25 protein-coding genes and 1 tRNA gene are annotated in these 26,582 nt (G+C 57.6%); 10 read left to right on the forward strand and 16 right to left on the reverse strand.

Annotated elements, in window-relative coordinates:
• Positions 1 to 149: 149 nt before the first annotated feature.
• Together BLR44_RS15585 and BLR44_RS15590 are read left to right on the forward strand one after the other, a co-directional pair.
• Positions 150 to 1,613, forward strand: a complete 1,464-nt coding sequence (locus BLR44_RS15585; RefSeq protein WP_089683615.1) for a Gfo/Idh/MocA family protein — start codon at positions 150 to 152, stop codon at positions 1,611 to 1,613.
• A 15-nt stretch (positions 1,614 to 1,628) separates the two neighbouring features.
• Positions 1,629 to 3,032: a putative oxidoreductase C-terminal domain-containing protein gene (locus BLR44_RS15590; RefSeq protein WP_089683617.1), complete on the forward strand. Its 1,404-nt coding sequence runs from the start codon at positions 1,629 to 1,631 to the stop codon at positions 3,030 to 3,032.
• An 86-nt stretch (positions 3,033 to 3,118) separates the two neighbouring features.
• On the opposite strand, the gene mscL is transcribed toward BLR44_RS15590, so the two are convergent.
• The 3 genes from mscL to BLR44_RS15605 form a co-directional block, all read right to left on the reverse strand.
• Positions 3,119 to 3,547, reverse strand: a complete 429-nt coding sequence (gene mscL, locus BLR44_RS15595; RefSeq protein ID WP_089683619.1) for a large conductance mechanosensitive channel protein MscL — start codon at positions 3,545 to 3,547, stop codon at positions 3,119 to 3,121.
• A 244-nt stretch (positions 3,548 to 3,791) separates the two neighbouring features.
• Positions 3,792 to 5,252: a lipase family protein gene (locus BLR44_RS15600; RefSeq protein ID WP_089683622.1), complete on the reverse strand. Its 1,461-nt coding sequence runs from the start codon at positions 5,250 to 5,252 to the stop codon at positions 3,792 to 3,794.
• Entirely contained in the window at positions 5,252 to 6,382 is a 1,131-nt protein-coding gene (locus BLR44_RS15605; protein ID WP_176956074.1) for an META domain-containing protein, read from the reverse strand. The genes BLR44_RS15600 and BLR44_RS15605 overlap by 1 nt, the downstream gene beginning before the upstream one ends.
• A 201-nt stretch (positions 6,383 to 6,583) precedes the next feature.
• On the opposite strand from BLR44_RS15605, the gene BLR44_RS15610 reads away from it, so the two are divergent.
• Positions 6,584 to 7,045: a hypothetical protein gene (locus BLR44_RS15610; protein WP_143017317.1), complete on the forward strand. Its 462-nt coding sequence runs from the start codon at positions 6,584 to 6,586 to the stop codon at positions 7,043 to 7,045.
• Positions 7,046 to 7,167: 122 nt separating this feature from the next.
• On the opposite strand, the gene BLR44_RS15615 is transcribed toward BLR44_RS15610, so the two are convergent.
• Positions 7,168 to 7,767 (reverse strand): hypothetical protein, encoded by a 600-nt coding sequence (locus tag BLR44_RS15615; RefSeq protein WP_089683628.1) that lies wholly within the window; start codon positions 7,765 to 7,767, stop codon positions 7,168 to 7,170.
• A 177-nt stretch (positions 7,768 to 7,944) separates the two neighbouring features.
• On the reverse strand, positions 7,945 to 9,867 hold the full coding sequence (locus tag BLR44_RS15620) for a S9 family peptidase (protein ID WP_089683630.1): 1,923 nt from the start codon (positions 9,865 to 9,867) through the stop codon (positions 7,945 to 7,947).
• Positions 9,868 to 10,077: 210 nt separating this feature from the next.
• Between BLR44_RS15620 and BLR44_RS15625 the strand changes: the two genes are divergently transcribed.
• Positions 10,078 to 11,217, forward strand: coding sequence for an MBL fold metallo-hydrolase (locus BLR44_RS15625; protein WP_089683632.1), 1,140 nt, complete (start codon positions 10,078 to 10,080; stop codon positions 11,215 to 11,217).
• Positions 11,218 to 11,280: 63 nt separating this feature from the next.
• Here BLR44_RS15625 and BLR44_RS15630 read toward each other — a convergent pair whose 3' ends face one another.
• The 5 genes from BLR44_RS15630 to hemG all read right to left on the reverse strand — a co-directional run bounded on the left by BLR44_RS15630 (position 11,281) and on the right by hemG (position 16,009).
• Positions 11,281 to 12,705 carry an ATP-dependent DNA helicase gene (locus BLR44_RS15630; protein ID WP_089683634.1) on the reverse strand — a complete coding sequence of 475 codons (1,425 nt, stop codon included), beginning with the start codon at positions 12,703 to 12,705 and terminating at the stop codon, positions 11,281 to 11,283.
• A 56-nt stretch (positions 12,706 to 12,761) separates the two neighbouring features.
• Positions 12,762 to 13,199 carry a PaaI family thioesterase gene (locus BLR44_RS15635; RefSeq protein WP_089683636.1) on the reverse strand — a complete coding sequence of 146 codons (438 nt, stop codon included), beginning with the start codon at positions 13,197 to 13,199 and terminating at the stop codon, positions 12,762 to 12,764.
• Between the two features lie 69 nt (positions 13,200 to 13,268).
• A complete protein-coding gene (locus tag BLR44_RS15640; RefSeq protein WP_089683638.1) occupies positions 13,269 to 13,760 on the reverse strand; it encodes an NUDIX domain-containing protein in 492 nt (163 codons plus the stop codon).
• A 51-nt stretch (positions 13,761 to 13,811) separates the two neighbouring features.
• Entirely contained in the window at positions 13,812 to 14,570 is a 759-nt protein-coding gene (locus tag BLR44_RS15645) for a polyprenol monophosphomannose synthase (RefSeq protein ID WP_089683640.1), read from the reverse strand.
• Between the two features lie 116 nt (positions 14,571 to 14,686).
• A complete protein-coding gene (hemG, locus tag BLR44_RS15650) occupies positions 14,687 to 16,009 on the reverse strand; it encodes a protoporphyrinogen oxidase (RefSeq protein ID WP_089683642.1) in 1,323 nt (440 codons plus the stop codon).
• 89 nt (positions 16,010 to 16,098) lie between these two features.
• On the opposite strand from hemG, the gene BLR44_RS15655 reads away from it, so the two are divergent.
• Complete coding sequence (locus tag BLR44_RS15655) at positions 16,099 to 16,620, forward strand: D-glycero-alpha-D-manno-heptose-1,7-bisphosphate 7-phosphatase (protein ID WP_089683644.1); 522 nt, start codon at positions 16,099 to 16,101, stop codon at positions 16,618 to 16,620.
• Positions 16,621 to 16,631: 11 nt separating this feature from the next.
• On the opposite strand, the gene BLR44_RS15660 is transcribed toward BLR44_RS15655, so the two are convergent.
• The 3 genes from BLR44_RS15660 to BLR44_RS15670 form a co-directional block, all read right to left on the reverse strand.
• The gene (locus BLR44_RS15660) at positions 16,632 to 17,717 is read right to left on the reverse strand and encodes a site-2 protease family protein (RefSeq protein ID WP_089683646.1); all 1,086 of its coding nucleotides are present in this window, start codon (positions 17,715 to 17,717) and stop codon (positions 16,632 to 16,634) included.
• A gap of 84 nt (positions 17,718 to 17,801) precedes the next feature.
• A complete protein-coding gene (locus tag BLR44_RS15665) occupies positions 17,802 to 19,241 on the reverse strand; it encodes an LptF/LptG family permease (RefSeq protein ID WP_089684150.1) in 1,440 nt (479 codons plus the stop codon).
• A gap of 88 nt (positions 19,242 to 19,329) precedes the next feature.
• Positions 19,330 to 19,722 (reverse strand): START-like domain-containing protein, encoded by a 393-nt coding sequence (locus BLR44_RS15670; protein WP_218127097.1) that lies wholly within the window; start codon positions 19,720 to 19,722, stop codon positions 19,330 to 19,332.
• Between the two features lie 127 nt (positions 19,723 to 19,849).
• Between BLR44_RS15670 and BLR44_RS15675 the strand changes: the two genes are divergently transcribed.
• From BLR44_RS15675 to BLR44_RS15685, 3 genes are all read left to right on the forward strand, one after another.
• Positions 19,850 to 19,923, forward strand: a tRNA-Met gene (locus tag BLR44_RS15675).
• 605 nt (positions 19,924 to 20,528) lie between these two features.
• Positions 20,529 to 21,299: a tetratricopeptide repeat protein gene (locus tag BLR44_RS15680; protein ID WP_176956075.1), complete on the forward strand. Its 771-nt coding sequence runs from the start codon at positions 20,529 to 20,531 to the stop codon at positions 21,297 to 21,299.
• 491 nt (positions 21,300 to 21,790) lie between these two features.
• Positions 21,791 to 22,804, forward strand: coding sequence for a M12 family metallopeptidase (locus BLR44_RS15685; RefSeq protein ID WP_089683652.1), 1,014 nt, complete (start codon positions 21,791 to 21,793; stop codon positions 22,802 to 22,804).
• A gap of 63 nt (positions 22,805 to 22,867) precedes the next feature.
• Here the strand turns inward: BLR44_RS15685 and BLR44_RS15690 are convergent, their stop codons facing one another.
• On the reverse strand, positions 22,868 to 24,178 hold the full coding sequence (locus tag BLR44_RS15690) for a Y-family DNA polymerase (protein ID WP_176956076.1): 1,311 nt from the start codon (positions 24,176 to 24,178) through the stop codon (positions 22,868 to 22,870).
• A 784-nt stretch (positions 24,179 to 24,962) separates the two neighbouring features.
• Here BLR44_RS15690 and BLR44_RS15695 point away from each other — a divergent pair.
• Positions 24,963 to 25,172 carry a hypothetical protein gene (locus BLR44_RS15695; RefSeq protein ID WP_089683655.1) on the forward strand — a complete coding sequence of 70 codons (210 nt, stop codon included), beginning with the start codon at positions 24,963 to 24,965 and terminating at the stop codon, positions 25,170 to 25,172.
• A 78-nt stretch (positions 25,173 to 25,250) separates the two neighbouring features.
• Positions 25,251 to 25,619 carry a hypothetical protein gene (locus tag BLR44_RS15700; RefSeq protein ID WP_143017319.1) on the forward strand — a complete coding sequence of 123 codons (369 nt, stop codon included), beginning with the start codon at positions 25,251 to 25,253 and terminating at the stop codon, positions 25,617 to 25,619.
• Positions 25,620 to 25,645: 26 nt separating this feature from the next.
• On the opposite strand, the gene BLR44_RS15705 is transcribed toward BLR44_RS15700, so the two are convergent.
• Both BLR44_RS15705 and BLR44_RS15710 read right to left on the reverse strand, forming a co-directional pair.
• Entirely contained in the window at positions 25,646 to 25,864 is a 219-nt protein-coding gene (locus BLR44_RS15705; protein WP_089683659.1) for a CDGSH iron-sulfur domain-containing protein, read from the reverse strand.
• Positions 25,865 to 25,928: 64 nt separating this feature from the next.
• Entirely contained in the window at positions 25,929 to 26,552 is a 624-nt protein-coding gene (locus BLR44_RS15710; RefSeq protein WP_143017320.1) for a phosphoribosylanthranilate isomerase, read from the reverse strand.
• Between the last annotated feature and the right edge of the window lie 30 nt (positions 26,553 to 26,582).

The raw sequence follows: 26,582 nt of genomic DNA on the forward strand, positions 1-26,582 counted from the left end.
GATTGTGAAGTGGAGAGGGCATTTCATCCTTTAGCGGCTGAGCGCACTAGTCAGGTGTTCCATCGCACGTAGAACTTCAACCCTTCAACTTTTAACGCAACACTCATAACGCCATAACTTCTTCCCAAACGGATTTTCACCTTGTTGATATGAAAGACCAACCTACCTCTTCCACCAACGGCCTGACGCGCCGCGCGTACCTCAAGACGTCGCTGCTAGGCGCAGCGGGGGCCATTTTTGTACCGACCATTGTGCCCTCGACGGTTTTTGGCAAGAACGCCCCCAGCAACAAAATAAACATCGGGCAGATCGGCTTCGGGCGGATTGCGCAGGGACACGACCTGCCCGAAACCCTGAACTACGACGTGGCCCGGGTGATGGCGGTGAGCGACCTGGACCGCAAGCGCAAGCGGAAAGGGAAGGAGTTCATCGAAGGGTGGTACAACCAGAAAAAGGGCAAGAAAAACTACGTCGACGTGCAGATGTACGACGACTACCGGGAGATGCTCCAAAACCCCGACATCGACGCGGTGATTATCAGCACGCCCGACCACTGGCACGCCCAGCCGGCCATTGAGGCGGCCCTGGCGGGAAAAGACATTTACCTACAGAAACCCGCGTCGCTGACGGTGGAAGAGGGGCGGATGATGAGCGACATCCTGCACAAAACGGGGCGGGTGTTTCAGATCGGCAGCCAGCAGCGGTCCGTCAAACCGTGGCCGCAGTTCAAACGCGCCTGCGAGCTGGTGCGCAACGGCCGCATCGGCGAGCTTCATACCGTTAAGATCGGGTTGCCCGGCGACCCGCCCGGCGGCAGTACGCAGGAAATGCCCATCCCCGGCAACCTGAATTACGACATGTGGCTGGGTTCCACGCCCTACGTCTATTATACGGAAGAGCGCGTCCATCCGCAGGCCGATTTCTCCCGGCCAGGCTGGTTGCGTTGCCGGCAGTTCGGGGCGGGGATGATCACCGGATGGGGCGCGCACCACGTCGACACGGCCCACTGGGGCATGGGCACGGAATACACCGGTCCGATCGAGGTGGAAGCGGAAGCCGACTTTCCGAAGTCGGGCCTCTGGACGGTCCACGGCGACTTCAACGTCACGGCCAAATACGCCAACGGCGTCACGATGCTCATCAGCGGATCGTACCCCAACGGCGTGCGGTTCGAAGGGTCAGAAGGCTGGATTTTCGTCTCGCGGGGCGACGTGGGCGTCACGGCCAGCGACCCGACCAAACCGAGCGGCAACTCCGAAGCGTTTCAGGCCAGCGATCCGAAGATCCTGAAATCGGAAATCGGCCCCGACGAAATTCACCTGTACGAAAGTTCCGAACAGCACGGCAACTGGCTCGACTGCATCAAAAGCCGTCGGCAGACCGTGGCCCCGGCCGAAATCGCCCACCGTTCGTGCAGCGCCTGTCTGGTGGCGCACATCGCCATGCAACTGCCCCGGAAGCTGTACTGGGACCCGCTGAACGAGCGCTTCAAAAATGACGACGAAGCCAACGCCATGCTGGCCCTGCCGCAGCGTTATCCATACGGCATCCACCACATTCCGGCCCTGCGGCGTTCGAGCGAGACGGGCCTGGGGGCTACTTTTGCGCGATAACCTTTCTTTGTTCTGATGTACAACTCATTTTATTCTGCATTGCTTCTGATGCCCCTTGCGGTGTGTGTCGCGGGCTGTTCCTCTTCTTCGTCTGAACGGACGCGTGCCGCGGCCGACTCCGCCTCCCAAACGGCCGACGTACGGCTGATGACCCTCGACCCCGGCCATTTCCACGCCGCACTGGTGCAGAAATACGACTATCCACAGGTTGACTCGGTCGTGCACGTCTACGCGCCGGAGGGGGAAGACCTGCAGATGCACCTGGCGCGCATCGAGCAGTTCAACACGCGGGCCGAGGACCCGACGCATTGGGTAGAAAAGGTCTACACCGGTCCCGATTTTCTGGAACAGATGCTGAAACAGAAACCGGGCAATGTGGTGGTGCTGTCGGGCAACAACGCGAAGAAAACCGACTACATCAACGCGGCGGTCAACGAAGGGCTGAACGTGCTGGCCGACAAGCCGATGGTGATCCAACCGGCCGACTACCCGCGTCTGCTGGACGCCTTCCGCAAGGCCGACGAGCGGGGCGTGCTGATCTACGACATCATGACCGAGCGGCACGAAATCTCGACGATGTTGCAAAAAGAACTGGCCGGTTTTCCGGAGGTGTTTGGCGAGCTGGTGAAGGGAACGCCTCAGGAACCCGCCATTTCGAAAGAGAGCGTCCACCACTTTTATAAGATGGTGGCGGGTAAACCCTTGATTCGTCCGGCGTGGTTTTTCGATGCCGACCAGCAAGGGGCCGGTATCGTGGACGTCTCGACTCACCTGGTCGACCTGATTCTGTGGGAATGTTTTCCCGAACAGGGCATCGATACGAGCGAAGTGCAGGTGCTGTCGGCCCGCCGCTGGGCGACCGAGCTTTCGCCCCGGCAGTTCGAGACGGCAACCGGCGTGGCGACTTTCCCCGATTTTCTGCAACCGCACGTGAACGAAAGCGGCAGCCTGAGTACCCATGCCAACGGCGAGTTTGTGTTCACCGTGCGGGGCGTGCACGGTAAAGTGTCGGTCATCTGGAATTTCCAGGCCCCCGAGGGCGCGGCCGATACGCACTACTCCATCATGCGGGGGACTAAGGCCAACCTCGTGATCCGGCAGGACCAGCCGCAGAACTACCAGCCGACGCTTTACGTGGAGCCGGTAGCGGGACAGGACCGTGCGGCGATCGGCGCGGCGTTACAACAGGCGTTGGCGCGCATCGGGCAGCAGTACCCCGGGGTGGCGATGGCCGAAACGCCGGAAGGGTGGGAGGTCAAGATTCCCGACGAGTTTAAGGTCGGGCACGAAGCCCACTTTTCGCAGGTGACGGAAGATTTTCTGCAGTACCTCGCCGACGGAAAAATTCCTGCCTGGGAGAAACAGAACATGATCACGAAGTATTACCTGACCACGCAGGCGTACACCAGGAGCCGTTGAGGCCCTATCGGGACACAGACTACAACACGCAAAAGGGGGACGCTCATTCGTTAACGAGCGTCCCCCTTTTTTTAAGGTGTGTTCATTTACTTGGCGGCAATCTGACGCAGGGCGTCGCGCATCTCCGTCAGGAGCACTTCTTCTTTGGTTGGCGCCGGCGGCACAGAAGGCGCTTCGGCTTTCTTCCGTTTCAGGCTGTTCATGCCTTTCACCATCAGGAAGATGACGAACGCCAGAAAGATGAAGTTGATCAGCACAGACAAGAAATTGCCATACGCAAAGACCGGTCCCAGGGCTTTGGCTTCGGCCAGGGGCAACCCGGGCGTGATGTCGTCTGACAAAGGCACGTAGAGGTTGCTGAAATCTACATTGCCGATAATTTTTCCGACCAGGGGCATAATCAGGTCATCGACGGCCGACTTGACGATGGCACCAAAGGCTGCACCAATGATGACACCTACCGCCAGATCCATGACGTTGCCACGCATGGCAAACTCCTTGAACTCTTTCAACATACAGTAATCAGATTAGGATGAAACATACTTGACAGAAACAACAGCGTATTGCTGAGAGGTACTACTACTGCCCTGCACGGCCGTGGTAGTAGCTGGAAAGAGAGTCGCGTGTATGCATGCGCGAAGCGGAGGAGTGGTCCTGCGTCGGTCCGGAATGCGTCGTTAATTTGAGCATAAGTTTTGAAAAACAAACACCGCCCGGCGAGTTTTTCCAAAGTTTTGTGTGCCAGGGGCGTAGGGGCCTCTAGCGAAGTTTTGTGAAACGCATAACGGGAACGTCGTTTGCGTACAATTCGAGCGTGTTGCGGCCGGTCAGGGCATACCGGTTTACTTGCTCCAGCATCTGAAAGAAGCGCATTTCGCCTTCGCCCGGGCAGGCACGCATCGTGGCGGCCATCGGTTTGTGGATGGTCAGCGACGTGCCGGCAAATTCGGCCTGTGCCGTAAAGGCATTGCAACTGCTGTTGCCGTTCACCAACTGGTTTTCGGGGTCGAGCATCAGCACGGGCCTGGCGTCCGGGTACAGCCCCTCGAACGCAATACGAATGCCCGAGAGGTAGTCCAGTTGCCAGCTTCCCTGCAAATCGGACGACGGTCCGCCCGACGTTACCTCCATCCGTTGCGCCAGCCACAGGTACGATTGCAGCATGTGGTGGATAAAAACGGTAGTGTCGCTGTCGGGAAACTCGTTCAGGTAAGGGCCGTTGGCCAGCAGCACGACGTAGGGACCCGTGCGCACGTAGTGGTTGGAATCGTAATACTTCGGCACCTGAAAGCCGGGCAATTGTTTGACTACCATCTTCGACGCCATTTTTCCGAGGTACTTCTGGTAACGTTTCTGCGCCCGAAGGGTGTGTTTCGTGAGTTGTTTGTAGACGTAGTTGAGTGCGACCCGGTTGGGGAATTTCTGTTGCTTGATGCTCGCCTGCGCGTTGGTGAAGGGATTGGTGGGGTTGAAGTCGTGCAGGGTTTGAATGGAAATGGGCACTTCGGGCACCCAGTCGGCCGAATTTACCACCGTAGACGACCACCCGCCTGCCGTAGCAGCTTCGTACTCGTACGCAAAATAGAGGTTACCCGGTTTGGGACTGGCGCTGCAATACGACTTGAACCGCAGGTCGGCGGGCAGTTCACCGGCTTTCTGGAGGTGATGCAGGTAGGCCGTGAGCAGAAACGTGATGGCACCGCCCTGGCTGTGTCCCATTAGCATGATGTCGCGCGTACCCGCCTGGTAACACGAGTCCAGCTTGGCGCGGATGTCGGGCGCCATCGACGCCAGCGCCACCAGCCACCCCACGTGCACGGCCGCCTGCGGATGTTCGGCCAGGGTATAGTCGAACGTCTGTTCGTCCGACAGCTGCAACTGCCCCCGCGCCGGGACCATGGCCGCGTAGAAATTGGCGAGCCAGCTGACCGGATCGGCGGTAGTTCCCCGGATGCTCACCACCGCCACATTGCGGGTCGCATCGCGGTACAATTCCCATGCGTTTTCCAGGCCGTTTACCGGCGAGCGGTACACCGGTTGGTAGCGGGTAGACGCGTCGATGCCGTGGTAAAAAACGGAGTCGCCCCAGCGCGAGTAGGCCCTGAGCAACTCGATGTACTCTTCCTGGTCAAAGCCGGGTTGGAGGCCCGGCTGTGCAGGCGTTTGCGCCCGTGCCACGACGTGCCAGGCGAGAAACAGAAACAGGAGCGGTGTTTTCATCAGGATGCGGGCGTCAGGATGAGATTGCCCCGGGTGCCTTCCAGCACCAGGCGATTCGCTTCGAAACGGAGCGTATGGGTCTGTTCGGAAAGAAACGAAGTAAGGATTTGTTCTACGGCCATGTTCGGGCAACTCATTTTGGTGCCCATCAACGGCCCGAAGGTCAGTTGGTCGCCCTGAAGGATGATCGGGCCACGCACGCGGTTGCAGCCGGCCAGGCCGGTGACGGTCCCCTGCGTGAGCTGAAACTCAAGAAAGGGAATTTCCTGCGGGAATTGGGCCGGATCGATCTTCGTGTCGCCCACTTGCACCAGCGTCCATTTGCCGTTCAGGCGGTAGTTACCCAAGTATTCGCCGCAGCCTTCGCCTTGCAGTTCGCCCGACATGGCTTCCGTTTTGGCGGCGACCGTCACCCGATACGGCAATTCGTTGCCTTGCTGCGCACACGGCTCGGGTCGGAGGGTGACCTGCAAGGTGCCCTGTTCTGTATGGGCCGCGTAGCGGATAACGGGTGCGTCCTGCGCCAGGCTGGGCTTGGTGACGGGGGTGTTGAGCGTCAGGTCGCCTGACTCGAACCGCATCATCTTCTGAAAATCGATCGCTAAGGTCCAGTCCGGGTTGGTGCCGGAGGCCCGGAAATCGACGCCGTCTTCCGAAAACGCAGGGGTGGTTTTGAAGCGTTCCAGATCCGGTGCGGCAGCCGCTGCGTGGGCGGTATCCTTTCGGACCACAAACTGGTCGGGGTAATTGACCTGGGCACCGGTGCGCCGGAACGTGAGGGTCTGCCCATCGAGGGTGAGTTGCGCGGCCGAAGCTTTCCGGCCTTTCGGGTCATAAATCGTGACCTGAGCACCGTTGCCCTTCACCGTGCCGAGAAGGGACGAAACGCCGATGCTGGAGGTCAGCACACCGTTGCTGTCGAAGGTTTTGTATTCGAACGTGCCGCGCAGCGAATCGCCGGTTTGGGTCAGTTCCAGACGGGCAACGCCTTCCGGCGCGTCGGCCCGGGTGTTCAGCCAGGTGCCCTGAAACGAGGCAGCATCGGTTGTGGTGCTGTGGTCGTCGGAGGGCTGGCATCCCCCCAGCAGAAAACCACAGAACAGAAACAGGAAGCAGAGGCGTTGGTTCATAGACGGGAATGGAAAACAAAAAGAACGGCTGTCGGGGCGAAGGTATCGGAAAAAGCGGGGTGATTCAAGCCGAATCGGGGGTGACGTCGGCCGCTGCGGATGCGTAAGCATAACCTTTGGAAGCCGGAAGCCGTAGCCTTGGAGAATTTTGTGCCTGCGCGCAAAGGTGTGGGCGCGTTTGTTCCGCTAATGCTATTGTTTATGAAAACGTTACTTTCTTTCGCCTGTGCCCTCGTGCTGCTGGCCGGGTGCCAATCCTCCGAAACCCGCGACGAGACCGCCGCTTACGATTCTACCACTACCGAAATGGAGCCCATGCGCGAGGAGACGCTGTGCTTCGAACAGGAAATCAACGGCGTGAGAACGGAGGTGCACCTGACGCTGGCGGGGGGGGACGTGACCGGCGAATACAACTGGCTTCCGCCCGAAAAAGACGCCCGGCGCGGGTCCGTTCGGGGCAGTAAAGAAGGAAACACCATCCTGGCGACTTATGACTACATGATTGAAGGGCAGAACCAGACGGAAGAAATTACGATGGAGCTGACCGACGAGGGCCTCATGATCACCCGCCCCGGCCAGGTGGAAATCGACGGCGCGATGTTCGACCGCGACAGTGGCGAGGAAACCACCGAAACGCTCGACCAGGTCGATTGCGCGGGGTAAGTAAAAAAACTCTTTCTGTCATCTCGCCCCTTGCTGTCATCTCGCCCGCAGGGAAAATCTCGTTCCAAAGGGCAACAGATCTCTCCCTGCGGGCGAGATGACAACTGGTTTTCTGACTATGCTCAGGGCGTTTGCTCAAGGTCGAGATCCGATAGCGTTTCTTTCAGCCCTTTCCATTTCCATTCAGACAAATGGGGTCGGTGGAGGCTATCTTCCAGAATCTGTCGGTAGAGCAGAAACGAGGTGGAATCGTATTCATAAAGTTCGTATACATATCTCCAGTTCAAATCGTACGTCATGAGCAGGCGCAGATCTTCGTCAAAAAAGAAAATCATTTCTTCATCGATTCTGGCAGGGTCGTCATATAAAAACAGGGTAACCGCGGTAGAGTCTTGTCCTGTTAGATTAGGATAGGTTGCGCTGCCGAGTTTTCGACACGATTCGGAAAACATTTCTATGCTAGAATCATTTCCCACCATCTGGCGGAAATCGTAAAATATCAAGACTGTATCCAAGTCCAGGTTTGGGTCCGGATTTTGCCCGTATTTCGTGGAGATGTACCCGTCGTGATGGGTGGTCTGCCAATATAGAGTATCGGTCTGTGAAATCGTTCCATCATTTGCTAGAGAATGGATTTTCACTACGTCCGTCAATTTCTTTTTCGGCTGGCTGCATTGCACAAACAAGATAAAAAGCAGAAAAAAGATCGGGAGGTACTTCATCCGGTTGATCAGGTGGCTTCTGTTGCTAAATGCACACGCACAAGAAAAGACACATCAACCCAACTGTCATCTCGACCAGCGGGAGAGATCTTCTGCCTTTTGGAACAAGATCTCTCACGTTGTTCGAGATGACAAAGAGGAACTTTAGATGACAAACAGGCGTGAAGCTAGTTTACGCTACAGCGTTTCGTCCAGCCATTTGAAGAATTCCCGTTGCCAGACGAGGGCGTTTTGCGCTTTGAGCACCCAATGGTTTTCGTCGGTGAAATAGAGGAGCTTGCTCTTTAGGCCCTGCAACTGCGCCGCCTGAAATGCTTCCAGGCCTTGCCCGATGGGCACGCGGTAGTCTTTGCCGCCCTGCACGATCAGGATCGGCGTATCCCACTTTGCGACCCTACTGCTCGGGTCGAATTGCTCGTACGTCTTCTGCACCTCCGCGTTGTTCTGGGTCCAGTAGGGGCCACCGAAATCCCAGTTGACGAACCAGAGCTCCTCGGTGGTGCCGTACATGCTTTTCAGGTCGAAGACGCCATCGTGCGCAATAAAGGATTGGAATCGTCCCTCGTGGATGCCCGCCAGGTAAAACACCGAATAGCCGCCGAAACTAGCCCCCACGCAGCCCAGCCGCGCTTTGTCGACGAACGGTTCTTCCGCCACCGCGTCGATGGCCGAGAGGTAATCCTGCATCACCTGACCGCCCCAGTCGCCGCTGATCTGTTCGTTCCACGCCACACCGTGGCCGGGCATGCCGCGCCGGTTCGGAGCGACGACGATGTAGCCCTGGGCCGCCATCAATTGAAAATTCCAGCGGTAGGAGTAGAACTGCGTCAGCGCTGCCTGCGGACCGCCCTGGCAGTAAAGCAGCGTCGGATACTTTTTGGAAGCGTCGAAGTCGGGCGGGTAGATCACCCAGACCAGCATTTGTTGTCCGTCGGTGGTGGGCACCATCCGTTTCTCGACCTTGCTGAGCGACAGTCGGCTGTAGGTGGCGTCGTTGACGTGCGTCAGTTGCTGCATCGTCCCCTTTTTCAGGTCGACGGTGTAAAGTTCCGCCGCGTGGTTCATGTCCGTGCGGGACACGACCAGCGTATTGCCCGACTGCCCCACGATGCCGTTTACGTCGAAATCGCCTTCGGTGAGTTGCTCAACCACGGGCATCTTCTTGGTGCGGCCGGGGTAATCCACCTGGAACAACTGAATGGTGCCGTCGACCGGCGCGGTGAAGTAGATCCGTTTGCCATCCTGGCTCCAGAGAAACGAGTTAACCGTGCCGTCCCATTGCTGCGTTAGGTTGAGGGGAATTCCTTCGGCCGAGCGCACCATCAGGTCGTTCTTGTCCGATTCGTAGCCGTCGCGTTTCATGCTCAGCCACGCCAGCGCGCCCTGCGTCGAAAACGCCGGAGCCACGTCGTAGCCTTTCATGGTTTCGGTCAGGTTGTGGGTTTGGCCGGTGGCCACGTCGTAGGCGAACAAGTCGGTGTTGGTGCTGACGGCGTAGTCGGTACCGTAGGCCCGTTTGGTCACGTAGACAATGGTTTTGCTGTCAGGGCTCCAGGTGTAATCTTCCTCCCCGCCGAACGGTTGCTGGGGAGTATCGTACGGCTCACCGGGCATGATATCCTTGCCCTCGCCGGGCTGACCGTTTTGCATCGGGTGGAGAAACAGGTGCGAGAATTTGCCGTCCTCCCACGTGTCCCAGTGGCGGTAATTCAGGCTTTCGAACACGTAGGCATCGGCCTGGGGCAGGTCGGGGTAAAGTTCGGCGCTCGTCACTTTCTTCACCAATACCTCTTTTGTGGTGAGTGTGTAGCGTCCGTCGGGCGAGACGTTCCGATCTTGCACCAGGGTCGCGGGGTTGGCCACGGGTTGCGGCGTGCCGCCTTTGAGGGGAAGCGCGTAGTACGTCGTGGCGCTTTTGTTTTGCTCCAGGTTGGGCGTCGAAACGGCGTAGACGACCTGTTGTCCGTCGTCCGACAGGCCCACGCCACTGACGCGGCCCAGTTGCCAGAGCAGTTCGGGCGTCATCGTCGTCTGGGCCGTGGCGGCTTGGACGCACCATGCCAGTGCCAGAAAGAGCGGAAGTATGAATTTCTGTAGCATCTCAGGGAATGGAAAAGGTTATGAAGCCTTGAACGGTTCGGCCGAGGTGTCGTGTCGGGTTCCCGTTCAGAAATGCCTAAAAGTACCCGTCAGGTCGGAAAATCCCCAACACGCCGTCGGGTTTCTTCGGTAGACTTTACTTTGGTCGCTGCTGTGTAATCTTGCAAAGGCGGTGCGCCTGCTGGTTCAAAAATTCATGTGGTCTTTCGTATGAAACGAGTGTTAAAGCGAGTGCTGTGGTTGCTGGTTTTGTTGGTGTTGCTGGCGGCGGTTGGGGGGGCGTTGTTCGTGAACCTGGCGCCGCAGTTCGGGGAATCGCCGCGCGGGCCGTACCTGGAACGGGTGCAGGCTTCGCCGCATTACGCCGACGGGCAGTTCGTCAACCTGGTTGAAACCCGGATGGACCTGGGCTTCCGGGGCGGACTGGAAAGTCTGTGGGAGTTTTTCACGGCGCAGCATACGGTGCCCGAAGTGCCGCTGCCTGTCCGGCCGGGCCTAGCCGGAACTCATGAGGCCGTCCCGACTGCGCCCCTGTACCTCACGTGGTTCGGGCATTCGGCCATCTTGTTAGAACTGGAAGGCAAGCGACTGTTGCTGGACCCGATGCTGGGACCGGCCGCCTCGCCGGTGTCGTTTTCCGTGCAACGCTTTCCGTACGAGCGGGCCTTGATGCTGGACAGCCTCGCGCCAGTCGATGCCATTTTCTTTTCGCACGACCATTACGATCACCTCGATTACCCGTCGGTAATGGCCCTGAAAGAGAAGACGGGACACTTTTTCGTGCCGATGGGCGTAGGGTCGCATCTGCGGCGGTGGGGCATTCCCGACGAAAAAATTACGGAATTGGACTGGTGGGAATCCCGTGCGTACGCAGGCTTGCAGGTCACCCTCACGCCGGCGCGTCACTTTTCGGGGCGGGGCCTGACCGACCGCAACAAAACCCTGTGGGGCTCGTGGGCCATCCGGGGGCAGCGCACCAACGTCTACTTCAGTGGCGACAGTGGCTACGGCGACCATTTCAGGGAGATTGGGGAGCGGCTGGGGCCGTTCGACCTGGCGATGATGGAGTGCGGGCAGTACAACGAAAAGTGGAAGGCCATCCACATGATGCCGGAACAGACGCTGCAGGCCGGGCTGGATGTGGGTGGGAAGCGCCTGATGCCGATTCACTGGGGCGCGTTCGCGCTGGCCGTTCACCCCTGGACCGATCCGGTGGAACGCCTGACGGCCGCCGCCCGGGAGCGTGGGTTCACGGAACTGATGACACCGGTCATCGGCCAACGCCTCACCCTGGAAGAACCGACTTCCCCCTGGTGGGAACCCCTCCGCGCCGCGGAACGGGAAGAGTAGCACGTGTTCTGCTGGAAGGGCTTCTGTGTTGGCGCTTAACGAATGTCTTAATCCATCATTCCACTAATTCGCTGTTCCACCGCTCTCGAAGAAGCGCTCGTGGAAGTTGACGAAGTAGAGTTCGTGGGTGGCGCGGGTCACGGCCGTGTAGAGCCAGCGGAGGTATTCGCGGTCGATGCGCTCTTCCGTCAGGTAGCCCTGGTCGACGAACACGATGGGCCACTGCCCGCCCTGCGATTTGTGGCAGGTGAGCGCGTAGGCAAATTTTACCTGGAGGGCGTTCAGGTACGGGTCGATCTTCATCGCCTCCTTGAACTCCTTTTTCGTTTTGGCATCGGCGTAATCTGCGCGGACGCTGTCGTAGAGGCGGCGGTACTCTTCCGTGGTGAGCGACGCATTTTGGTTGTGGAGGAGGTCCAGCAGCACCTTCGACTCGAACGTAGTTTGGTCGGGGTAGTCAGGGAGGCGCAGTTGCAGCGTCGCGAACCGGAACCCGTGCATCTCTTCCGTGTTGCGGACGCGCAGCACTTCCACAAAGTCGCCGTTGGCCAGGAAACCCGCCGCTTCGTCGTCGCCGAGGGCCTGGTAGTTGTTCCGCACAATCATCAGGTGCTCGCCCGCGTCGACCTCCGTTTCGCGTTGCAGGATGCGGCGGCGGATGTGTTCGTTGTACAGCGAGGCGTTTTTGTTCGAGCGGCAGATGATCACCGTGCCTTCCTTGCCGTACTTGTCGTAGGCGTAGTGCAGGCCGTCTTCCAGCTTTTCGCCCGTCATCCGGAACGTATCACGGAAGCCGCGTGTGCGAAACTGCAACTTAAAATCCTCCTGGTGAATCTGCTGGCGCAACTGGGTGGCGTTCAGTAGAATACCCGACTGATCGGCCTGGCGTGTGACTTCCTGCAGCTCGTGTTCCCACACCGACAGTCCGAACGATTCGCGCAACAGCTTCGGGTCCAGCGCGGGCGAAAGCGGCTGGCCAACCGGGGGCAGCTGGGCCGTATCGCCGACCAGCATTAGGCGGTTGTTGGGATTTTCGAACACAAACCGAATCAGGTCCATCAGAATGCCGTACTCGCCGCTGCCCGGATCGTCCGTGATCATCGACGCCTCGTCGACAATGAAAAGCGTCCGCTGCCGGTAGTTTTTCTGCACCTTCACCTCCATGTTGCCGGTGTAAGGATCGGCCAGCTGGTGGTAGATGCGCCGGTGAATCGTGTAGGCACGTCGCCCCGAGTATTGGGACATTACCTTGGCGGCGCGTCCGGTCGGTGCCAGCAGCTCGGCCTTGTAGTCGAGGCGGTAGAGGGTGTGGACCAGCGCGCTGATCACCGACGTTTTGCCTGTACCGGCGTAGCCGCGCAGCAGAAAAGTCGGTTGCGGTTGGTGGGTGTCCTCAAAAAAATCCTGAAGCCGCGCAAAAAGGGCAGCCTGGCCGGGCGTCGGCGTAAATACAAATTGTTCCCGCAGGAGGGAAGCCAGAGAGATCATTCCTCAAATTTACGCGATTGTAGCCGGTTGTGGCGGAGTTTCAAGACCTTCTGACGTCAGGGCGTGGTGGGTTTGACAACGACCATGGTGGTGGTGGCTTTGGCGATGAAATCGCGCTTGTCGCCGGTATGGGCGTAGACTTCGGCTTCGCAGAAATGGATGCGCCGCCCCGCTTTGAGGACCCGCCCCACCACGTGCAGCCGCTCGCCGAGGCCGGGTTTGAAGTACGAGATTTTCAGTTCGCCCGTCACCACGCCGCAGTCCGGTGGCACCAGCGAATAGGCCGCAAACCCTGCGACAATGTCGCACAACGTGGAGATCACACCGCCGTGCACAAACCCGAACTGTTGCCGGTGCTTTTCTTCCAGCGTGAGCCAGCCTTCAATGTGGCCTTCGCGGATTTCCGTCAGGTCGAAGCCGATCAGGTGCATAAAGTGCTGCCCCTTCAGCTTTTCGCGGATGGTTTGCTCGTAATTCGGATTCTGAGACTGCATGGTGGTGTCGGGTTGTGGCCTGCCAAAATAGTAAATTATGGGCAGTTGCGGTCGGGGACCCGTTCCTGGCTAGCGACTCGAAAACGCGCGCCCGCCCAGCCGGTAGAGGTCGTCCAGGTGTTCGATTTCCCCAAACGCGTTGTGGTACAGAGCCGGATCGTCCTGCTTGATGTGCGCAAAGGGTACAAACGCCACCTCGCCGATCAGTTGGGTGTGCGGGGCCATTTCGGGATCGTGACCGCGCTGGAGGGTGCCGCCCCGTTCGTCTGCCGCGAAAAACAGCTCGATGGCATGGAGCGGGGGGCGGATAAATTCGTTGAGAAACAAAAACGGCCCCACCGTAATTTCCAGGTGGGTTTCCTCCTGAAATTCCCGGATCAGGGTCTGGTCCAGTGCTTCGCCGAAGTGTACCCCGCCGCCGGGCGGTGCCCAGAGGTAGCCCTTGGTCCCGATGCCTTCGTGGCGGATCAGCAGCACGTCGTCGCCCCGTCGGCAGATGCCGCAGACCCGGAGGCGTACGCGGTCGCCGAACAGGCGGTGAATTTCCGGGACGAGAGTCATAACAAGTTTAACGTAAGGAGAACGAACTGAGCCAGAGGCCACGGGCAGGCGTCAGCTTTCCTGTTTTCTGGTTTCCAGGGGCCGGTTGTACTTCCGGAAAAAGCTGTTGAGTTTCATGCTCATCACCCCGAAAATCGCCTCCTTGAAAATGCCGCGCGACATTTTGGACTCGCCTTTGGTGCGGTCGGTGAAAATGATGGGCACTTCCTTGATCTTGAAACCGTATTTCCAGGCCGTGAACTTCATCTCGATCTGAAACGCGTAGCCGATGAACCGGATGTGGTTCAGGTCGATGGTTTCCAGCACGCGGCGGTGGTAGCATTTGAACCCGGCCGTGGCGTCGTTGATGGGCATGCTGGTGATGGTGCGGACGTAAACGCTGGCGAAGTACGACATCAGGACGCGGCTCATGGGCCAGTTTACGACGTTGACGCCCGTCACATACCGCGACCCGATGGCCATGTCGTAGCCTTCTACGGCGCAGGCGTCGTAGAGGCGCACCAGATCTTCCGGATTGTGCGAAAAGTCGGCATCCATCTCAAAAATGTACTCGTAGCCGTTGCGCAGGGCGTATTGGAAGCCGTGGATGTAGGCCGTGCCGAGACCGAGCTTGCCGTGGCGTTCTTTCAGGTGGAGTCGTTCGGGAAACTCCTGCTTGAGTTCCCGCACTTTTACGGCGGTTCCGTCGGGCGAGCCGTCGTCGACAATCAACACATGCAGATACCGGGGCAGGGAAAAGATCCGCCGGATCAGCGGTTCGATGTTCTCAATTTCGTTATACGTCGGTATGACGACAATAGCTTCGTTCACAAATGCAGTTTGGTTTTTCGAAAGAGCAAAGATGGTGCGAACTCAGGAAAAACGCTGTATGCCAGCAGTACCCAGCGCACAAAGATAAGCGAGTTTTCCAATACCAGGGAAGTCGGTCAGACGCTGGCGCTCAGGCGTTCGGCCAGGCGGCGCGCTTTTTTAATGCAGTCGGCCAGCGAGACGCCACCCTGCCAGCTGGCACAACTGTAAAGGCGGCGGCTTTCGGCGGCCGCGGCCTGTTCGTACACCGGGTTGATGTGGCGGTCGTACTGCGGAATGCCGTTGGGCCACCAGGCAATGCGTTGCCGGACCGGACGGTCGGCCCGGATGCCGTACAGCTCTTTCAGTTCCTGGTGCACGCGGCTCATAATCTCTTCTTCGGGCAGGTCGAGGTGAGTGGGCGAAAGACTGCCGCCCACAAACGTGGTGAGCAGCACTTCGTCGTCGGGGCAGCGTCCGTCAAAGACCGAGCTGCTCCAGATGCTCCCGCCCGAAAACAGATTCTCTACCTTCGGGTGCAAGCCGCCGAATCCGTCGAGCGGATGAGCGACGTGGGCACGTTTGTAGACCGTGTGGACCGCCACCATAGGGGGGCAATGCACGGCCGACAAGGCTTTGGCAAACTGCGGGAACGAGGGCTCCAGCAGGGTAGCGCTGACCGCCGCCGGTGCGCAGAGCACCAGTTGGTCGACCGCCACGGTCGTGGTGCTGTCGGGCGAGCGGATTTCGAGCAGAAACCCGTCGTCGGTCGTGTCGACGCTGGTGACGTAGTGCTTGAACAGGACGTTGTGGAGTTGCGCGGAAATGGATTTGGGCAGCGTTTGCATGCCGCTGTGAAAGCTCAGCGATTTTCGCCGCTGGGTGCCTTTCTGCTGGGCAAATCCCCGGACGATGGAGCCGTACTTTTGCTCATATTCGGCCAGCATGGGGAAGGTTTTCTCCACCAGGAGCTGCCGCGGGTCACCGAAATAAATGCCCGACACAAACGGCGTGACGGCGTAGTCGACTACTTCCTGCGTAAAACGGCGCGCAAAGAAATCGGCGAGCGTTTCGTTCGGCACCAGTTGGCCCCGGCGGGTGGTTTCGCGCAGAATGGCCCATTTGGTGGCCAGAGAGAAATAGTTGCTGAACAGCAGTTCGTTGGGTTTGGCGGGCAGTTTCTGGTAGGCACCGTCCCGGTAAATGTACCGTCCCTCGCTGATGGGGTTGGGCAACTGAATTTCTCCTTCGGGCACTACCTCGCGGACAAAAGCCTCGACCTCCTGATCGACCAGAATGGAATTGGGGCCTAATTCAAACAAGTAGGGGCCTTCGCGTTGGGTGGTGATGACCCCGCCCGAGTGGCCGGAAGCTTCCCAGAGTTCATAATCGATGCCGCGTTTTTGAAGTTCGTACGCCAGACTGAGGCCTGAGATGCCCGCGCCAATAATCCCAATCATGTGTTGTGTTTACGTGTTACGCTACTTGGGCAAACGGGAATATGCTGCCCGGGTTATGCCTTTTATCCACTATTTTGCGCCGCCAAGGTATGAAAAATAGAGCGGTATTTCTGGATCGGGATGGGGTGCTAAACCAGGATCGGTGGGATTACACCTACCGTCCCGACGATTTTGTGGTGCTTCCCGGCGTGCCGGAAGCGTTACAGCAACTCAAAGCGGCGGGCTATCATCTGATTGTGGTCACCAACCAGGCAGGCATTGCCAAGGGGCTGTATACGGCGGCCGAGGTTCGGCAGTGCCACGCCATTTTGCAGGAAGCGTGCGGGCATGTGCTCGACGCCCTCTACTTTGCGCCGGGGCATCCCTCGGTATCCGAATCGCTATCGCGAAAACCCGACTCGCTGATGATCGAACGGGCCGCCGCCCGGTTCGGGGTGGCGCTGGCGCACTCGTGGCTGGTGGGCGACACACGCCGCGATGCGCAGGCCGGGCACAAAGCCGGCGTCGGGCACCTGATTCACATTGCCGGCCGCGAACCGAAAGGCCCCGAGGCCCACTGGGAGACCGCAAGTTTGCTCGAAGCGACGGCGCTCATTCTGAGCAATTCCTGAAAAGACTGGGGTCAGTAGTGGTTCAGGGCCGACTGGACCATGATGAACTCGTTTACGTTTTCCAGGTTGATGGCACCGACCAGTCGCCCGCCTTCCACCACGGGAAAAAGGGTGCGGCGTTCGCGCTGCAGGCGCGGCCAGATTTGGGTCATGCGGTCGGTGGGGTGAAACGCCTCCGAAGGCGCTTCCATGACTTCGGCCGCGGTGGCCTCCGTACGTCCGCGTTGCAGCGCTTCTATCAGCCGGGCACGCGTGATAATCCCCAGCACTTGGGCCTCTTCGTTCACCACCAGAAAATCCTGATCGGTCCGGGCCAGCAGTTGCCCGACCGCTTTTTGAATCGGATCGTCGGAACGCAGCACCGCCACGTCCGTCATCATCGCGTCGCGCACCACGTGGTCGCGCAGGTGTTCCAGGTGCTGGACGGCCAGGTTTTCGCCCTGGGCTCCGAAGTAGACAAAAATCCCGATGAAGATCAGCAGAAAATTGCCGCCTAGGAAGCCGTACGCCGCAAAAGCAAAGGCAATGAATTGCCCGATGCGGGCCGCAATCTGCGTGGCGCGCGTACGCCCGATTTTGAGCGCCAGGAGGGCCCGCAGCACCCGCCCGCCGTCCATCGGAAAGGCCGGAATCGCGTTGAAGAGCACCAGTACGATGTTGACGGCAAACAGCGACAGCAGAAAATTGTGAGGCGTTATGGCCGTCGTCATTTCGTCCGTATACGCCTGCCCCACGTCGATAAAGGGCAACAGCAGCAGGGCAATGACGACGTTTACGGCCGGACCGGCCACGGCCACCAGCAGTTCCTGCCGCGGGTCTTCGGGCATGCGCGCCAGGCTGGCGACCCCGCCAATGGGCAGGAGCGTAATGCGGCGCGTCGGGATGCCGTAGCGGCGGGCCGTGAGGGAGTGGCCGAGTTCGTGCAAAACCACACAGCCGAAAATGGTCAGTACGTAGGCCAGGGTGAGTAAAACGGTAGCGGTATCGCTACCACGACCCACTTCGCGGACCACAACCCAGCCCAGCAGCAGAAGAAACGTCCAGTGGATGTAAAGGCGGATGCCTGCAATACGTGCGATGCGTAGTGCCCATTTCATAATGCAATCTCAGGTTAGGTTCGTAAACTCCCCATTCGGGCCGGTGGCCCTTCTATCCAACGTACGCCGACGACCTGCGTTGGTTCACGACTTGGCGGGGCGCAGGCGCAGCCACCGGAACAAGCGCTTGAAGGCATCCACGTACAGGTCGCTGTCCAACAGGGCCGAATCGTTGCGGGCTTGCCGGAGGAAAAACAACCCTACCCAGAACAGCACAAAGTTGGCGGTCCACATCCCGGCCGCGATGGGGATGATGTGTTCGTTGGCCCACTTTTTCCCCAGAATCGTCAGGACGTAGAGCACAATGAAGAAAATGATCGAAATCAGGACCGGAATACCAAAGCCGCCTTTCTTGATGATGGCCCCGAGCGGAGCGCCGATCAGGAACAGAATCAGACAGGAGACGGCCTGCGTGTAGCGGCTGTGAATTTCGATGTTATAAACCGTAATCTCGTGCCAGTAGCCTTTGTAGCGCTCACGATAGCTCTGGGTGAAACTGCGGATGCTGCGGGCCTGGTTGATGGCCCGCGAGTAAAGGTCGGTAGACGAGTAAGTGGGCGAGCGACGCTCCACTCGCTGAATCCAGGCCGTGTCGGGTATGGCCCGGGCGGGCAGGTTCTCGTTGTTGCGCAGGTTGTAGAGGTAATAGGAGCGGATGTTGGCGTCCACGCTCTTGGTCACCCCTTCGACGGAACGGTGCATCGAGTCGATGTCGTAACGCAGCTCGGGGACCGTGCGCATGATCTTGTTGCTGGCGAACAGCCCTTCGTCCGTGCGGCTCAGGTTGAACGACGACAAATCGAAAATCATCTTGCTGCGGTCGAATTCGTTCCGAACGTATTCTTCGTCAGGGTTACGCCGCTCCTCCAGCAGTTCCTGGTAATCGTTCCCGTGGTAGAGTTCCAGCACCAAATAACGGTCGTTCATGATGTTGTACATCTGTCCTGAGTCGGCCAGAATCACGTGGTTGTTGCCACGCCCTTCCGTGTGGTCGTAAATCAGGATGTCGGCGATGGAGCGGCCATCCGGGTATTTCTTATTGATTTTGATCCGGTAGTTGGGAATCTTGTCGTAAAACACCCCTTCCTTGATGTCGAACGAGGGCTTCTTCTGCCGAATGTCGTACAACAGGCTGAAGGCCTTCAGGTTAGACCACGGCAGCACGGTGTTGTTGTAAAAAAAACTGCCCAGGGTAATCAGCAGCACCAGGACGCCCACCGGGCGCAGTACCCGCAGCAGCGAAATGCCCGCGCTTTTGATGGCCGTCAGCTCCCGGTGTTCGCCCAGGTTGCCGAAGGTCATGAGCGACGAGAGCAGTACCGCCAGGGGCAGGGCCGTAGGAGCGATGGTCAACGCGAAGTAGGAGATCAGTTGGGCGAAGATTTCCGGTCCCAGGTCTTTTCCTACAAAATAGTCCAGGTATTTGATCAGGAATTGCGTCAGGAGGATGAATTCCACCACCGCAAACGTGAGGAAAAAAGGTCCCAGAAAAGATCGAATGATCAGTTGATCCAGCTTTTTCATGCGCACGAGAAAGAGAAACGAGCAAAGGAGGTGGCCAATGGCTGCCCGCCTTCCGCTGCAAGGGTAACAAAAATCTCGCCGAAACGGCTCAGACGTTCAGCAACGACTCCCGCAGATTCTCAATCAGGTTGTCCCAGATTTTCTCCATTTCTTCCTGATCGCCGTCGTTCGTGTAGTCCACCACTTTCAGGTAAACTTCCTGGGTGAGGTCGTTGGTTTCGATCGTGAACTCCATCCAGGTCGGGTTTTCTCCGTCGACCGGGGCAAACTCGAACTTGGCGTACTTGTTCTGCCGTCGTCCCACTAATTTGGCTGGGAAAGTCTTTTTGTCCCAGATGAAGCTATACGAGCGCTCGTTGTGAATCACCACTTCGTCAGCAAACCATTTCGCCAAGCCGTAATCGCTCACCAGGAAGGGATAAAGGTCTTTGGGATGAGTTGTGAGCTCGTATTCTCTTTCAAAGTGGGTGCTCGTTACCATGCCATCTGCGCTGAAATTAAGGCCGGAGTGCGCCTGCGCACCCCGAAAATGGGAGCGCAAGTTATAAAAAATGCGCCATTCTCTTGATATGTTTCCCCATTTACTATTACCTTTGCGCCACTTAAATGGCGAGGTAGCTCAGATGGTTAGAGCGTTGGATTCATAACCCAAAGGTCGGCAGTTCGATCCTGCTCCTCGCTACCGGGACCCGCTTCTGCAAAAAGCAGAGGCGGGTTTTCTTTTTTATCTGGCTCGTACCTTCACTTGAAGCATTGTATTTCGTCTGTAAAGAGCTTGGCGGCAACAATTTTTGCTCATCAGAGAGGGAGAGTGCATTAGAAATATGCAATTATTCTGTTGTTCTCAGAATGCTGTCCTTTGGCCCGAGTATGCACTGGGACCTACTAGCCAGCGTGGGCAAAAGACCGGCATGTTCAAACGTTTGAAATAGCCTGAATCACGCGATTTTTTTGGAATATCTACTTTTTTTATTTATCTAGCCCTAGGCGATTTTGCGCTTTTCGGGCTTGAAACAGCGGAGTAAATCGCCTTGATTAATTCATGTAGCTTGCTTTTATAATGCTATTGTGCATGCGCACATTGGATTAGACAAATCGAACAGATGCGCTCCCCGCTTCTACGTCCCCTACGGGAAATAGGACTCCCTCGGACAGTCCTTGGTCAGGTTACCAGCTCAGTTGTGTACCACTTTTTGCGACGCGGATTTGCTTCCGTGTCTTGCCTTCAGCAGCGCTGATACGCATCGCTCTTACTCCATGTATACATTCGTTCTAACGCATACCACCATGTTTCAGAAATCTCTCTTATCCCTGTTTTGCCTTGCGCTCGTATTCGGAACCGTTCAACAGGCCAAGGCGCAGTCGGCGGCCGACAAAAGCGCCATCATGGATGTCATTCATGCCGAAACCGCCGCTTTTTACAAGCGCGATGCCAAAGCCTGGCAGGATACCTGGCTGCACGACGAACAGGCGTCGCGCACGATTGTGGTCAATGGCTATAGCGCAACGGTCGGCTGGAAAAATTTCGGGCCGCAGATGATCAAAAACCTGAAGGAAAACTCGGGGCCCTCGGGCGTGAAATTCACGGACGAGAACTTCATGATTCACTCGGATGGGATGATGGCCTGGGTAGAATTCGACCAGACGCTCTCTACGCCTGAGGCCGACCAGCAGTACAAACAACTGACGCGCGAACACCGTGTGTTGGTCAAGAAAAACGACAAGTGGAAAATTCTGTCGCAGATCACGCACTTCCCGGCGACCCTGGGTTCCAATCCCGGCACGCTGACCACCAACTCCGAGGCGCTCGAAAATAGCTTGTACTCAACGGGTTACGATCTGCTGGAAGCGGGCATGGTCGAAGCCGCCATCGAGGTATTTAAAGTAAATGCCGATCTCTACCCCAACTCCTGGAACGTGTACGAAGGGCTGGGAGAAGCTTACGCGAAATCAGGCAACAAAGAAATGGCCATTGCGAACTACGAGAAGCTTCTGCGCCTGGACCCGGCCAACGAAAACGGGAAAACTGCGCTGGAGCGTCTGAAAGACCAGGAATAGTCGACCTGGGTTGATAACGTCAAGGCCACTTCCGGGTGTCGGTGCTCACTACCCGGAAGTGGCCTTGACGTAAGTAGGTGAAGTGCTGACTGGAAAATACTGAAAAATCAGTATTGCCTTTCCGGGCCATCGTTGCGTTATTGCCGCTCTTGACAAGCGGCTTCTCAGCGCTTTCGCTCTGGGGCAGGCATCCGCAAGGAGGGAGCAGGTCAGACCGCTCCGTATCATTCGATCCTTCCCATGTTCTGATGACGGCTTTCCTCGGGCCGTTTGCCCTCAAGTTCACTCGCCTCGTGTTTTGGGAAAGCTGCGCAATGGTCTGTGTCGCAGGTGTCTACGCATGTGGGCTGCCCTCCTGAACCGTTGCCGAAGCCATGCTGCGGTCTGTCCGCCTGGGCGGGCTAAGCACCCGTAACCCTTGGCCCGCGCTTGCGTCTATACACAGGCGCTTCTGGCGCCTTCTCCTTTCACCCTCATCCTCCATTTTCCCCATGGCACAAACTGATAAAGTGTGTTTTGACCGGATTTTGCCCGGCGACCTTCGTAAACCCCTGACCGGCCCGATGCTCAGCCTGGGCATTGGCCCCACCCGCGCGGCCTTTCAGATCGCTAAACTTTGGCCCAACGGCTCTACGCTGCACTTCCGCTTCCTGGGAGGCACGGCCGCACAGCAGGCTCAGGTGCAGCAGTATTCTGTAGAGTGGACGCAGTACGCCAACCTCACGTTTGTGTTCGACAATGCCGTAGATGCACAAATCCGAATTGCGTTCAACGACGACGGGGCTTGGTCGTACATCGGGACCGATGCGCTGAGCATTCCGGCCGACCAACCTACTATGAACTTCGGCTGGCTCGATCAGGGCGTGATTCTGCACGAGTTCGGACACATGCTCGGCATGATCCACGAGCACCAGAACCCCCGCGATAATCCAATTGAATGGAACAAACCGGTGGTCAACACGGCCCTCAGCGGCCCCCCTAATTTCTGGAACCAAACCACCATCGACCACAACCTGTACGAAAAGTACGAGACCAGCCAGATCAACGGCAGCACGTTCGATCCCGACTCGATTATGCTGTACAGCTTTCCGGCCGAATGGACCCTCAACGGATTCCATACCGACCCGAATGAGCAGCTCTCCGACCTGGATCGACAATTTGCCGAGTTGGTCTATCCGAATGCGGTGCCGACTGCACCGGTCGAACTGCCCGTCTTCGAGGGCGCTACCCAGGCCGAGATCGGGCAACCCGGAGAAGAGGACTTGTTCTCTTTTCAGGCCAAACGTGCCGGACGGTATACGGTCGAGACCAGCGGGTCGACCGACGTGGTGATGACGTTGTTTGGGCCGACGGGCGATTTGCTGGCGCAGGACGACGACAGCGGAACGGGCCGCAACGCCCGCATTGTAAGCGAGTTAATACCCGGGACCTATACCGTGCAGGTGCGTCATTACAACACTTCGAACGGGACGGGCACGTACGGAATCAAGGTAGAAAAGGAATAACACCCGGATCGATACAGCGAAGAGGAGAAAGACCATCCCGGTAAAAACCGTCGGATGGTTTTTTTAATGTACGTTGAGGAGGTCGTCCCAGCTGAGGGTAGCCTGCGGTGCTGTCGGGGCGTCTGCCGTTTCCTGACGCGCGCGTTGGGCAACCTGTTGTACAAAGTCATGGCCCATTTTCTGGTGCACCTGATCGATCATTTTGCGGAACTGACGCTGCTGGTGGCCTTCGTCCGTGGCCTCGAATAAGTTATACTGAGTCGGGCTTTCGGGACGCACGTCCAGCAGAAGGACTCCTGCTTTCAGGTAAGGCGGGGCGGGGGCCTCACGATCGGAACGCAACCAGCGCGACAGGGCCTCGGACGTGAACTGCGCCAACTGTGCGGGCGACTGGGTGGCCTGCGGCAGGGCTAGAGTTAGGGTGTGCGACGCAGAAGCGTGGTGCGTTGCGGGCGTGGTGAGCAATACCGAGACCATTCCTGCTACCGACCGCCGTTGCTGTAGCTTCCTGGCCGCGCGGGTGGTGAGTGCCGCCACGGCTTCAGTCACTAGTTTGGCGTCGGAGAGGGGAGGGCGGAACCCCCGTGTGGCGCTGATGGACTGGGCGGCAGAAGCGGCCCGACCCGGTGTATTGCAACGAAAACCCCATAACTCTTTCCAGAGGCGAAGCCCGGGCGTGCGCAGGTGCTGTTTCACCCAGTCGGGGGACGCGTGCCGAAATGCGGCGCCGGTTTCGATGCTGTGCCGTTGCAGGAAGTCGGCGATGCGTGTGCTCACGCCCCACACGTCTTGAATGGGGGTGCGTTGCAGGGCGGCTTCCACGTGGTGCGGTTGCAACAAGGCCAAGACTCCCTGCGCCTTTTTAGAGCGCCTCGCAATGCGGTTGGCGACTTTCGCCAGGGTTTGGGTTTCGGCAATGCCGACCGAGAGCGGCAGGTTGAGCCACTTGCCGACGGTGGTTTGTAACGTCTGTCCGTATTGGTGAAGGTCCTGTCCCGTCAGGCCGTCCAGGTCAAGAAAAGCGGCCTCCGGTCCATGCGCTTCCAGGTGAGGCGTATAGTGCGCCAGCGTATCCCACACGCGTTGCGATAACTCGTCGTACAACGCATCGTTGCTTGGTAAAACGGCGATCTGGTGCGCTTCGACCAAAGCTCCGATTTTGAAGAGGGGCGTACCGGGCAGAATGCCCAACGCCAGGGCTTCGTGGCTGCAGGTCCGTACTTCGTCTGCATCGGGCGCAAGCACCACCAGCGGTCGGCTCACCAGAGAAGGATCGGCGACCCGCTCGCACGCCACAAAAAACTCGGGGATTTCAGCCAGGGCAATGGCTTTGCCGGTCGAAAGGGCCATCGGGCGTTGCGGTATCTGCTTCATGTCGACATCTTGGTGCGGAGACATCCTGCTTCGTACACAGGAGGGTAAGCCTTCTTTCCAATGCAAAAATCGGCTGCTTTGTTCATTTCGTGCAACGCATAACGCAAGCGTTTGGATTGCCCGGGCGGTGCCGTTATCCTCCCACGCGCAAACGGGCATTAAAACCGTCGGAAGGCGGGGCAGATCCTACACCGGTTCTGCGAGCAAATTAGCCCAACCTCGGCTGTTGCCGATACCGCTGGCGGGTGCAAGATCCCGGTGATCGGGAGGAAGGGCACGCCTCTTGGCACGAAACTCTGGCAACGCGATAAGTTGTGAAATCGGTAGAAATGCTTCCCAATGTTTGGGAAGGTAAGGTTTTAAGAATTTACCTCGCCTCCAAGGTTTTAGGGACGTAAAGTCTGGTTGTACCGTGCTGGTGACAGATGTGATTTTGCGAAGAATCTCCCGTGCCTCTTCCATTCGATATTTGCCGATTTTTCGCTTCTACGTTGCCGGAAACGCCGCTGAGTGAGCTCCATAACATTTTACGCAGCGACCTATCTTCATTTGTTACTGTATAATGTTACCGACAGGACGCCGTGGGAACGGCCTGACAAAAAACCGAGGAGCGTAAGAAAAAAAGACAATTTTTTCTGGCAGGAAGTGTAGGAAAAAAAGGGCGTTGTACACGAAACCTGCCGAACTGGCAGAACCTTGAGTAAAAATAGCGTGTCTTCAAAAACCTGTGTTAGGGAGGATCTTGTAAAGTTTATACTTTGGATGGACTTCGGAAACTGAAAGTATGAATTGGAAGAAACGAACGGTTGGGATCCAGAAAAAACCTATGGTGCAAAATCTGTTTGCAAAGGCAGAGAAGTACATCCTTCATCAGGGGCAGGAGCTAAACTTTTGGCGTGCGTATGCACGTGAATTAGAGGGAACATTTGACGGCATGGAGAACAAACTCATTGCCATGGAAAATGCCAACTCAATTGAGAACCGCTTAAATTAAGATGACATGGAGAATGTAATGAAGACAAATCGGACCCCCGCGCCACCTAAGTATCAGGCAGGGCAGCGGGTTTACTTCTTGTTTAGAAGAGGAAAAGAGCGCCAGGAAGTGGTGCCGGGTGTGGTGGTTTCGTACGTGCGGAACGGTCAGGCCTACGAATACAACGTGAAGACGGTCGCCGGGCTGGTGCCCCAAACCGAAAGCGAGCTGTTTGCCGAATGCGAAAACACGCGTGACGACCGGCTGAAATCGTTTGAGGAAGAGTTTGCCAAACTGCCGTTGCAGGCGCAGCAGTTCTTGAAAGAAATCAGCACCAACTACGAAATCACGTTTCAGAAGACGGGCATCGTGACGGCCATTCGTGTTTTCCTGGAAGCCTATGGGTTCAACTATACACCGTATTACGTGGCGCAGGCCCTCGATATCTTAAATGTACAAAACCGGTAGCGCCAGAAGTTCTACCGGTTTTGTGCCTATTTTTTAGGAGGCAGATCGAAAGCTTGCGGCGTGTGTTCGAAGTAGCCCTTGTGGGAGCCGTCGCAAAAAGGTTTGTTCTTCGAATTTCCGCAGCGGCAGAGCGACACTAACGTGCGTCCGCCTAAGCCGTAGGGTTTCCCTTCGGCATCCAGAATTTCAAAATCGCCTTCTACTTTCATGGAGCCGTTCGGAAGGATTTTTAGCGTTGTCGCCATAGGTGAAGCGTATCGGTGATGAACTAAACAATAAATTACAGACTGTACGGGCTCGCCGCATGTACTACTCGGCTTCGAGTGCCTCCAGCACATCGGCAATCTGGTCAAAATCTTTGTAGCCCGGGCGAATTTCTTCTCCGCCGCGGAGGGCAATCCCCATCGGTCGGATGTCGTTAAGCAGCGGATCGAGCGCTTCGGGCGTGACCGGATAGCCCAGTAAAATGGGGTGATCGGCACACAGTTGCTGGAGTTGCGGCGGCGAAAGTGGCAGGTCCCCGTGCGAAGTGGTCCCATGAGGCAGTTCCAGCAGAAAATAGTGGACCGTATCGGCGTGCCAGGCCATCAGCTGCTGTAGTTTTTGCGGATTGGTTTCGGTCACCCGCAGAATGATCGGCAATTCCAGCCCCACTAGATCTTCGATGGCTTCCGATTTATTGGTAAGCACGTATTGCAACGGATAGCGCTCGGCCAGGCGTCGGACTTCGTGGGCCGGTTCGTCGTCGAACTCGCCGACCAGCGCGACGCCCGCCAGCCAGTCGGTAATTTCCCGGAAGTCCTGCTCGCTCAACCGGTGCGGGTGCGAAGTGGCCAGCGGAAAGCCGATCAGCGAAACGCCCATGCCGGCTCCGTAGCGCGCGTCGCTCAGGTTATTCACCGAACTCAGGAAAACGGTAGTTTTTAGCATCATATGCAAGTATACATCAAGCGATAGAACGAA

This window comes from Catalinimonas alkaloidigena, assembly GCF_900100765.1.
Taxonomy (GTDB): domain Bacteria; phylum Bacteroidota; class Bacteroidia; order Cytophagales; family Flexibacteraceae; genus Mooreia; species Mooreia alkaloidigena.

Excerpts from the sequence above, each read along its gene's own strand:
- BLR44_RS15585 (WP_089683615.1), top strand. The coding sequence starts at position 150 with ATGAAAGACCAACCTACCTCTTCCACCAACGGCCTGACGCGCCGCGCG.
- BLR44_RS15590 (WP_089683617.1), top strand. The coding sequence starts at position 1,629 with ATGTACAACTCATTTTATTCTGCATTGCTTCTGATGCCCCTTGCGGTG.
- mscL (WP_089683619.1), bottom strand. The coding sequence starts at position 3,547 with ATGTTGAAAGAGTTCAAGGAGTTTGCCATGCGTGGCAACGTCATGGAT.
- BLR44_RS15600 (WP_089683622.1), bottom strand. The coding sequence starts at position 5,252 with ATGAAAACACCGCTCCTGTTTCTGTTTCTCGCCTGGCACGTCGTGGCA.
- BLR44_RS15605 (WP_176956074.1), bottom strand. The coding sequence starts at position 6,382 with ATGAACCAACGCCTCTGCTTCCTGTTTCTGTTCTGTGGTTTTCTGCTG.
- BLR44_RS15610 (WP_143017317.1), top strand. The coding sequence starts at position 6,584 with ATGAAAACGTTACTTTCTTTCGCCTGTGCCCTCGTGCTGCTGGCCGGG.
- BLR44_RS15615 (WP_089683628.1), bottom strand. The coding sequence starts at position 7,767 with ATGAAGTACCTCCCGATCTTTTTTCTGCTTTTTATCTTGTTTGTGCAA.
- BLR44_RS15620 (WP_089683630.1), bottom strand. The coding sequence starts at position 9,867 with ATGCTACAGAAATTCATACTTCCGCTCTTTCTGGCACTGGCATGGTGC.
- BLR44_RS15625 (WP_089683632.1), top strand. The coding sequence starts at position 10,078 with ATGAAACGAGTGTTAAAGCGAGTGCTGTGGTTGCTGGTTTTGTTGGTG.
- BLR44_RS15630 (WP_089683634.1), bottom strand. The coding sequence starts at position 12,705 with ATGATCTCTCTGGCTTCCCTCCTGCGGGAACAATTTGTATTTACGCCG.
- BLR44_RS15635 (WP_089683636.1), bottom strand. The coding sequence starts at position 13,199 with ATGCAGTCTCAGAATCCGAATTACGAGCAAACCATCCGCGAAAAGCTG.
- BLR44_RS15640 (WP_089683638.1), bottom strand. The coding sequence starts at position 13,760 with ATGACTCTCGTCCCGGAAATTCACCGCCTGTTCGGCGACCGCGTACGC.
- hemG (WP_089683642.1), bottom strand. The coding sequence starts at position 16,009 with ATGATTGGGATTATTGGCGCGGGCATCTCAGGCCTCAGTCTGGCGTAC.
- BLR44_RS15655 (WP_089683644.1), top strand. The coding sequence starts at position 16,099 with ATGAAAAATAGAGCGGTATTTCTGGATCGGGATGGGGTGCTAAACCAG.
- BLR44_RS15660 (WP_089683646.1), bottom strand. The coding sequence starts at position 17,717 with ATGAAATGGGCACTACGCATCGCACGTATTGCAGGCATCCGCCTTTAC.
- BLR44_RS15665 (WP_089684150.1), bottom strand. The coding sequence starts at position 19,241 with ATGAAAAAGCTGGATCAACTGATCATTCGATCTTTTCTGGGACCTTTT.
- BLR44_RS15670 (WP_218127097.1), bottom strand. The coding sequence starts at position 19,722 with ATGGTAACGAGCACCCACTTTGAAAGAGAATACGAGCTCACAACTCAT.
- BLR44_RS15680 (WP_176956075.1), top strand. The coding sequence starts at position 20,529 with ATGTTTCAGAAATCTCTCTTATCCCTGTTTTGCCTTGCGCTCGTATTC.
- BLR44_RS15685 (WP_089683652.1), top strand. The coding sequence starts at position 21,791 with ATGGCACAAACTGATAAAGTGTGTTTTGACCGGATTTTGCCCGGCGAC.
- BLR44_RS15690 (WP_176956076.1), bottom strand. The coding sequence starts at position 24,178 with ATGAAGCAGATACCGCAACGCCCGATGGCCCTTTCGACCGGCAAAGCC.
- BLR44_RS15695 (WP_089683655.1), top strand. The coding sequence starts at position 24,963 with ATGAATTGGAAGAAACGAACGGTTGGGATCCAGAAAAAACCTATGGTG.
- BLR44_RS15705 (WP_089683659.1), bottom strand. The coding sequence starts at position 25,864 with ATGGCGACAACGCTAAAAATCCTTCCGAACGGCTCCATGAAAGTAGAA.
- BLR44_RS15710 (WP_143017320.1), bottom strand. The coding sequence starts at position 26,552 with ATGATGCTAAAAACTACCGTTTTCCTGAGTTCGGTGAATAACCTGAGC.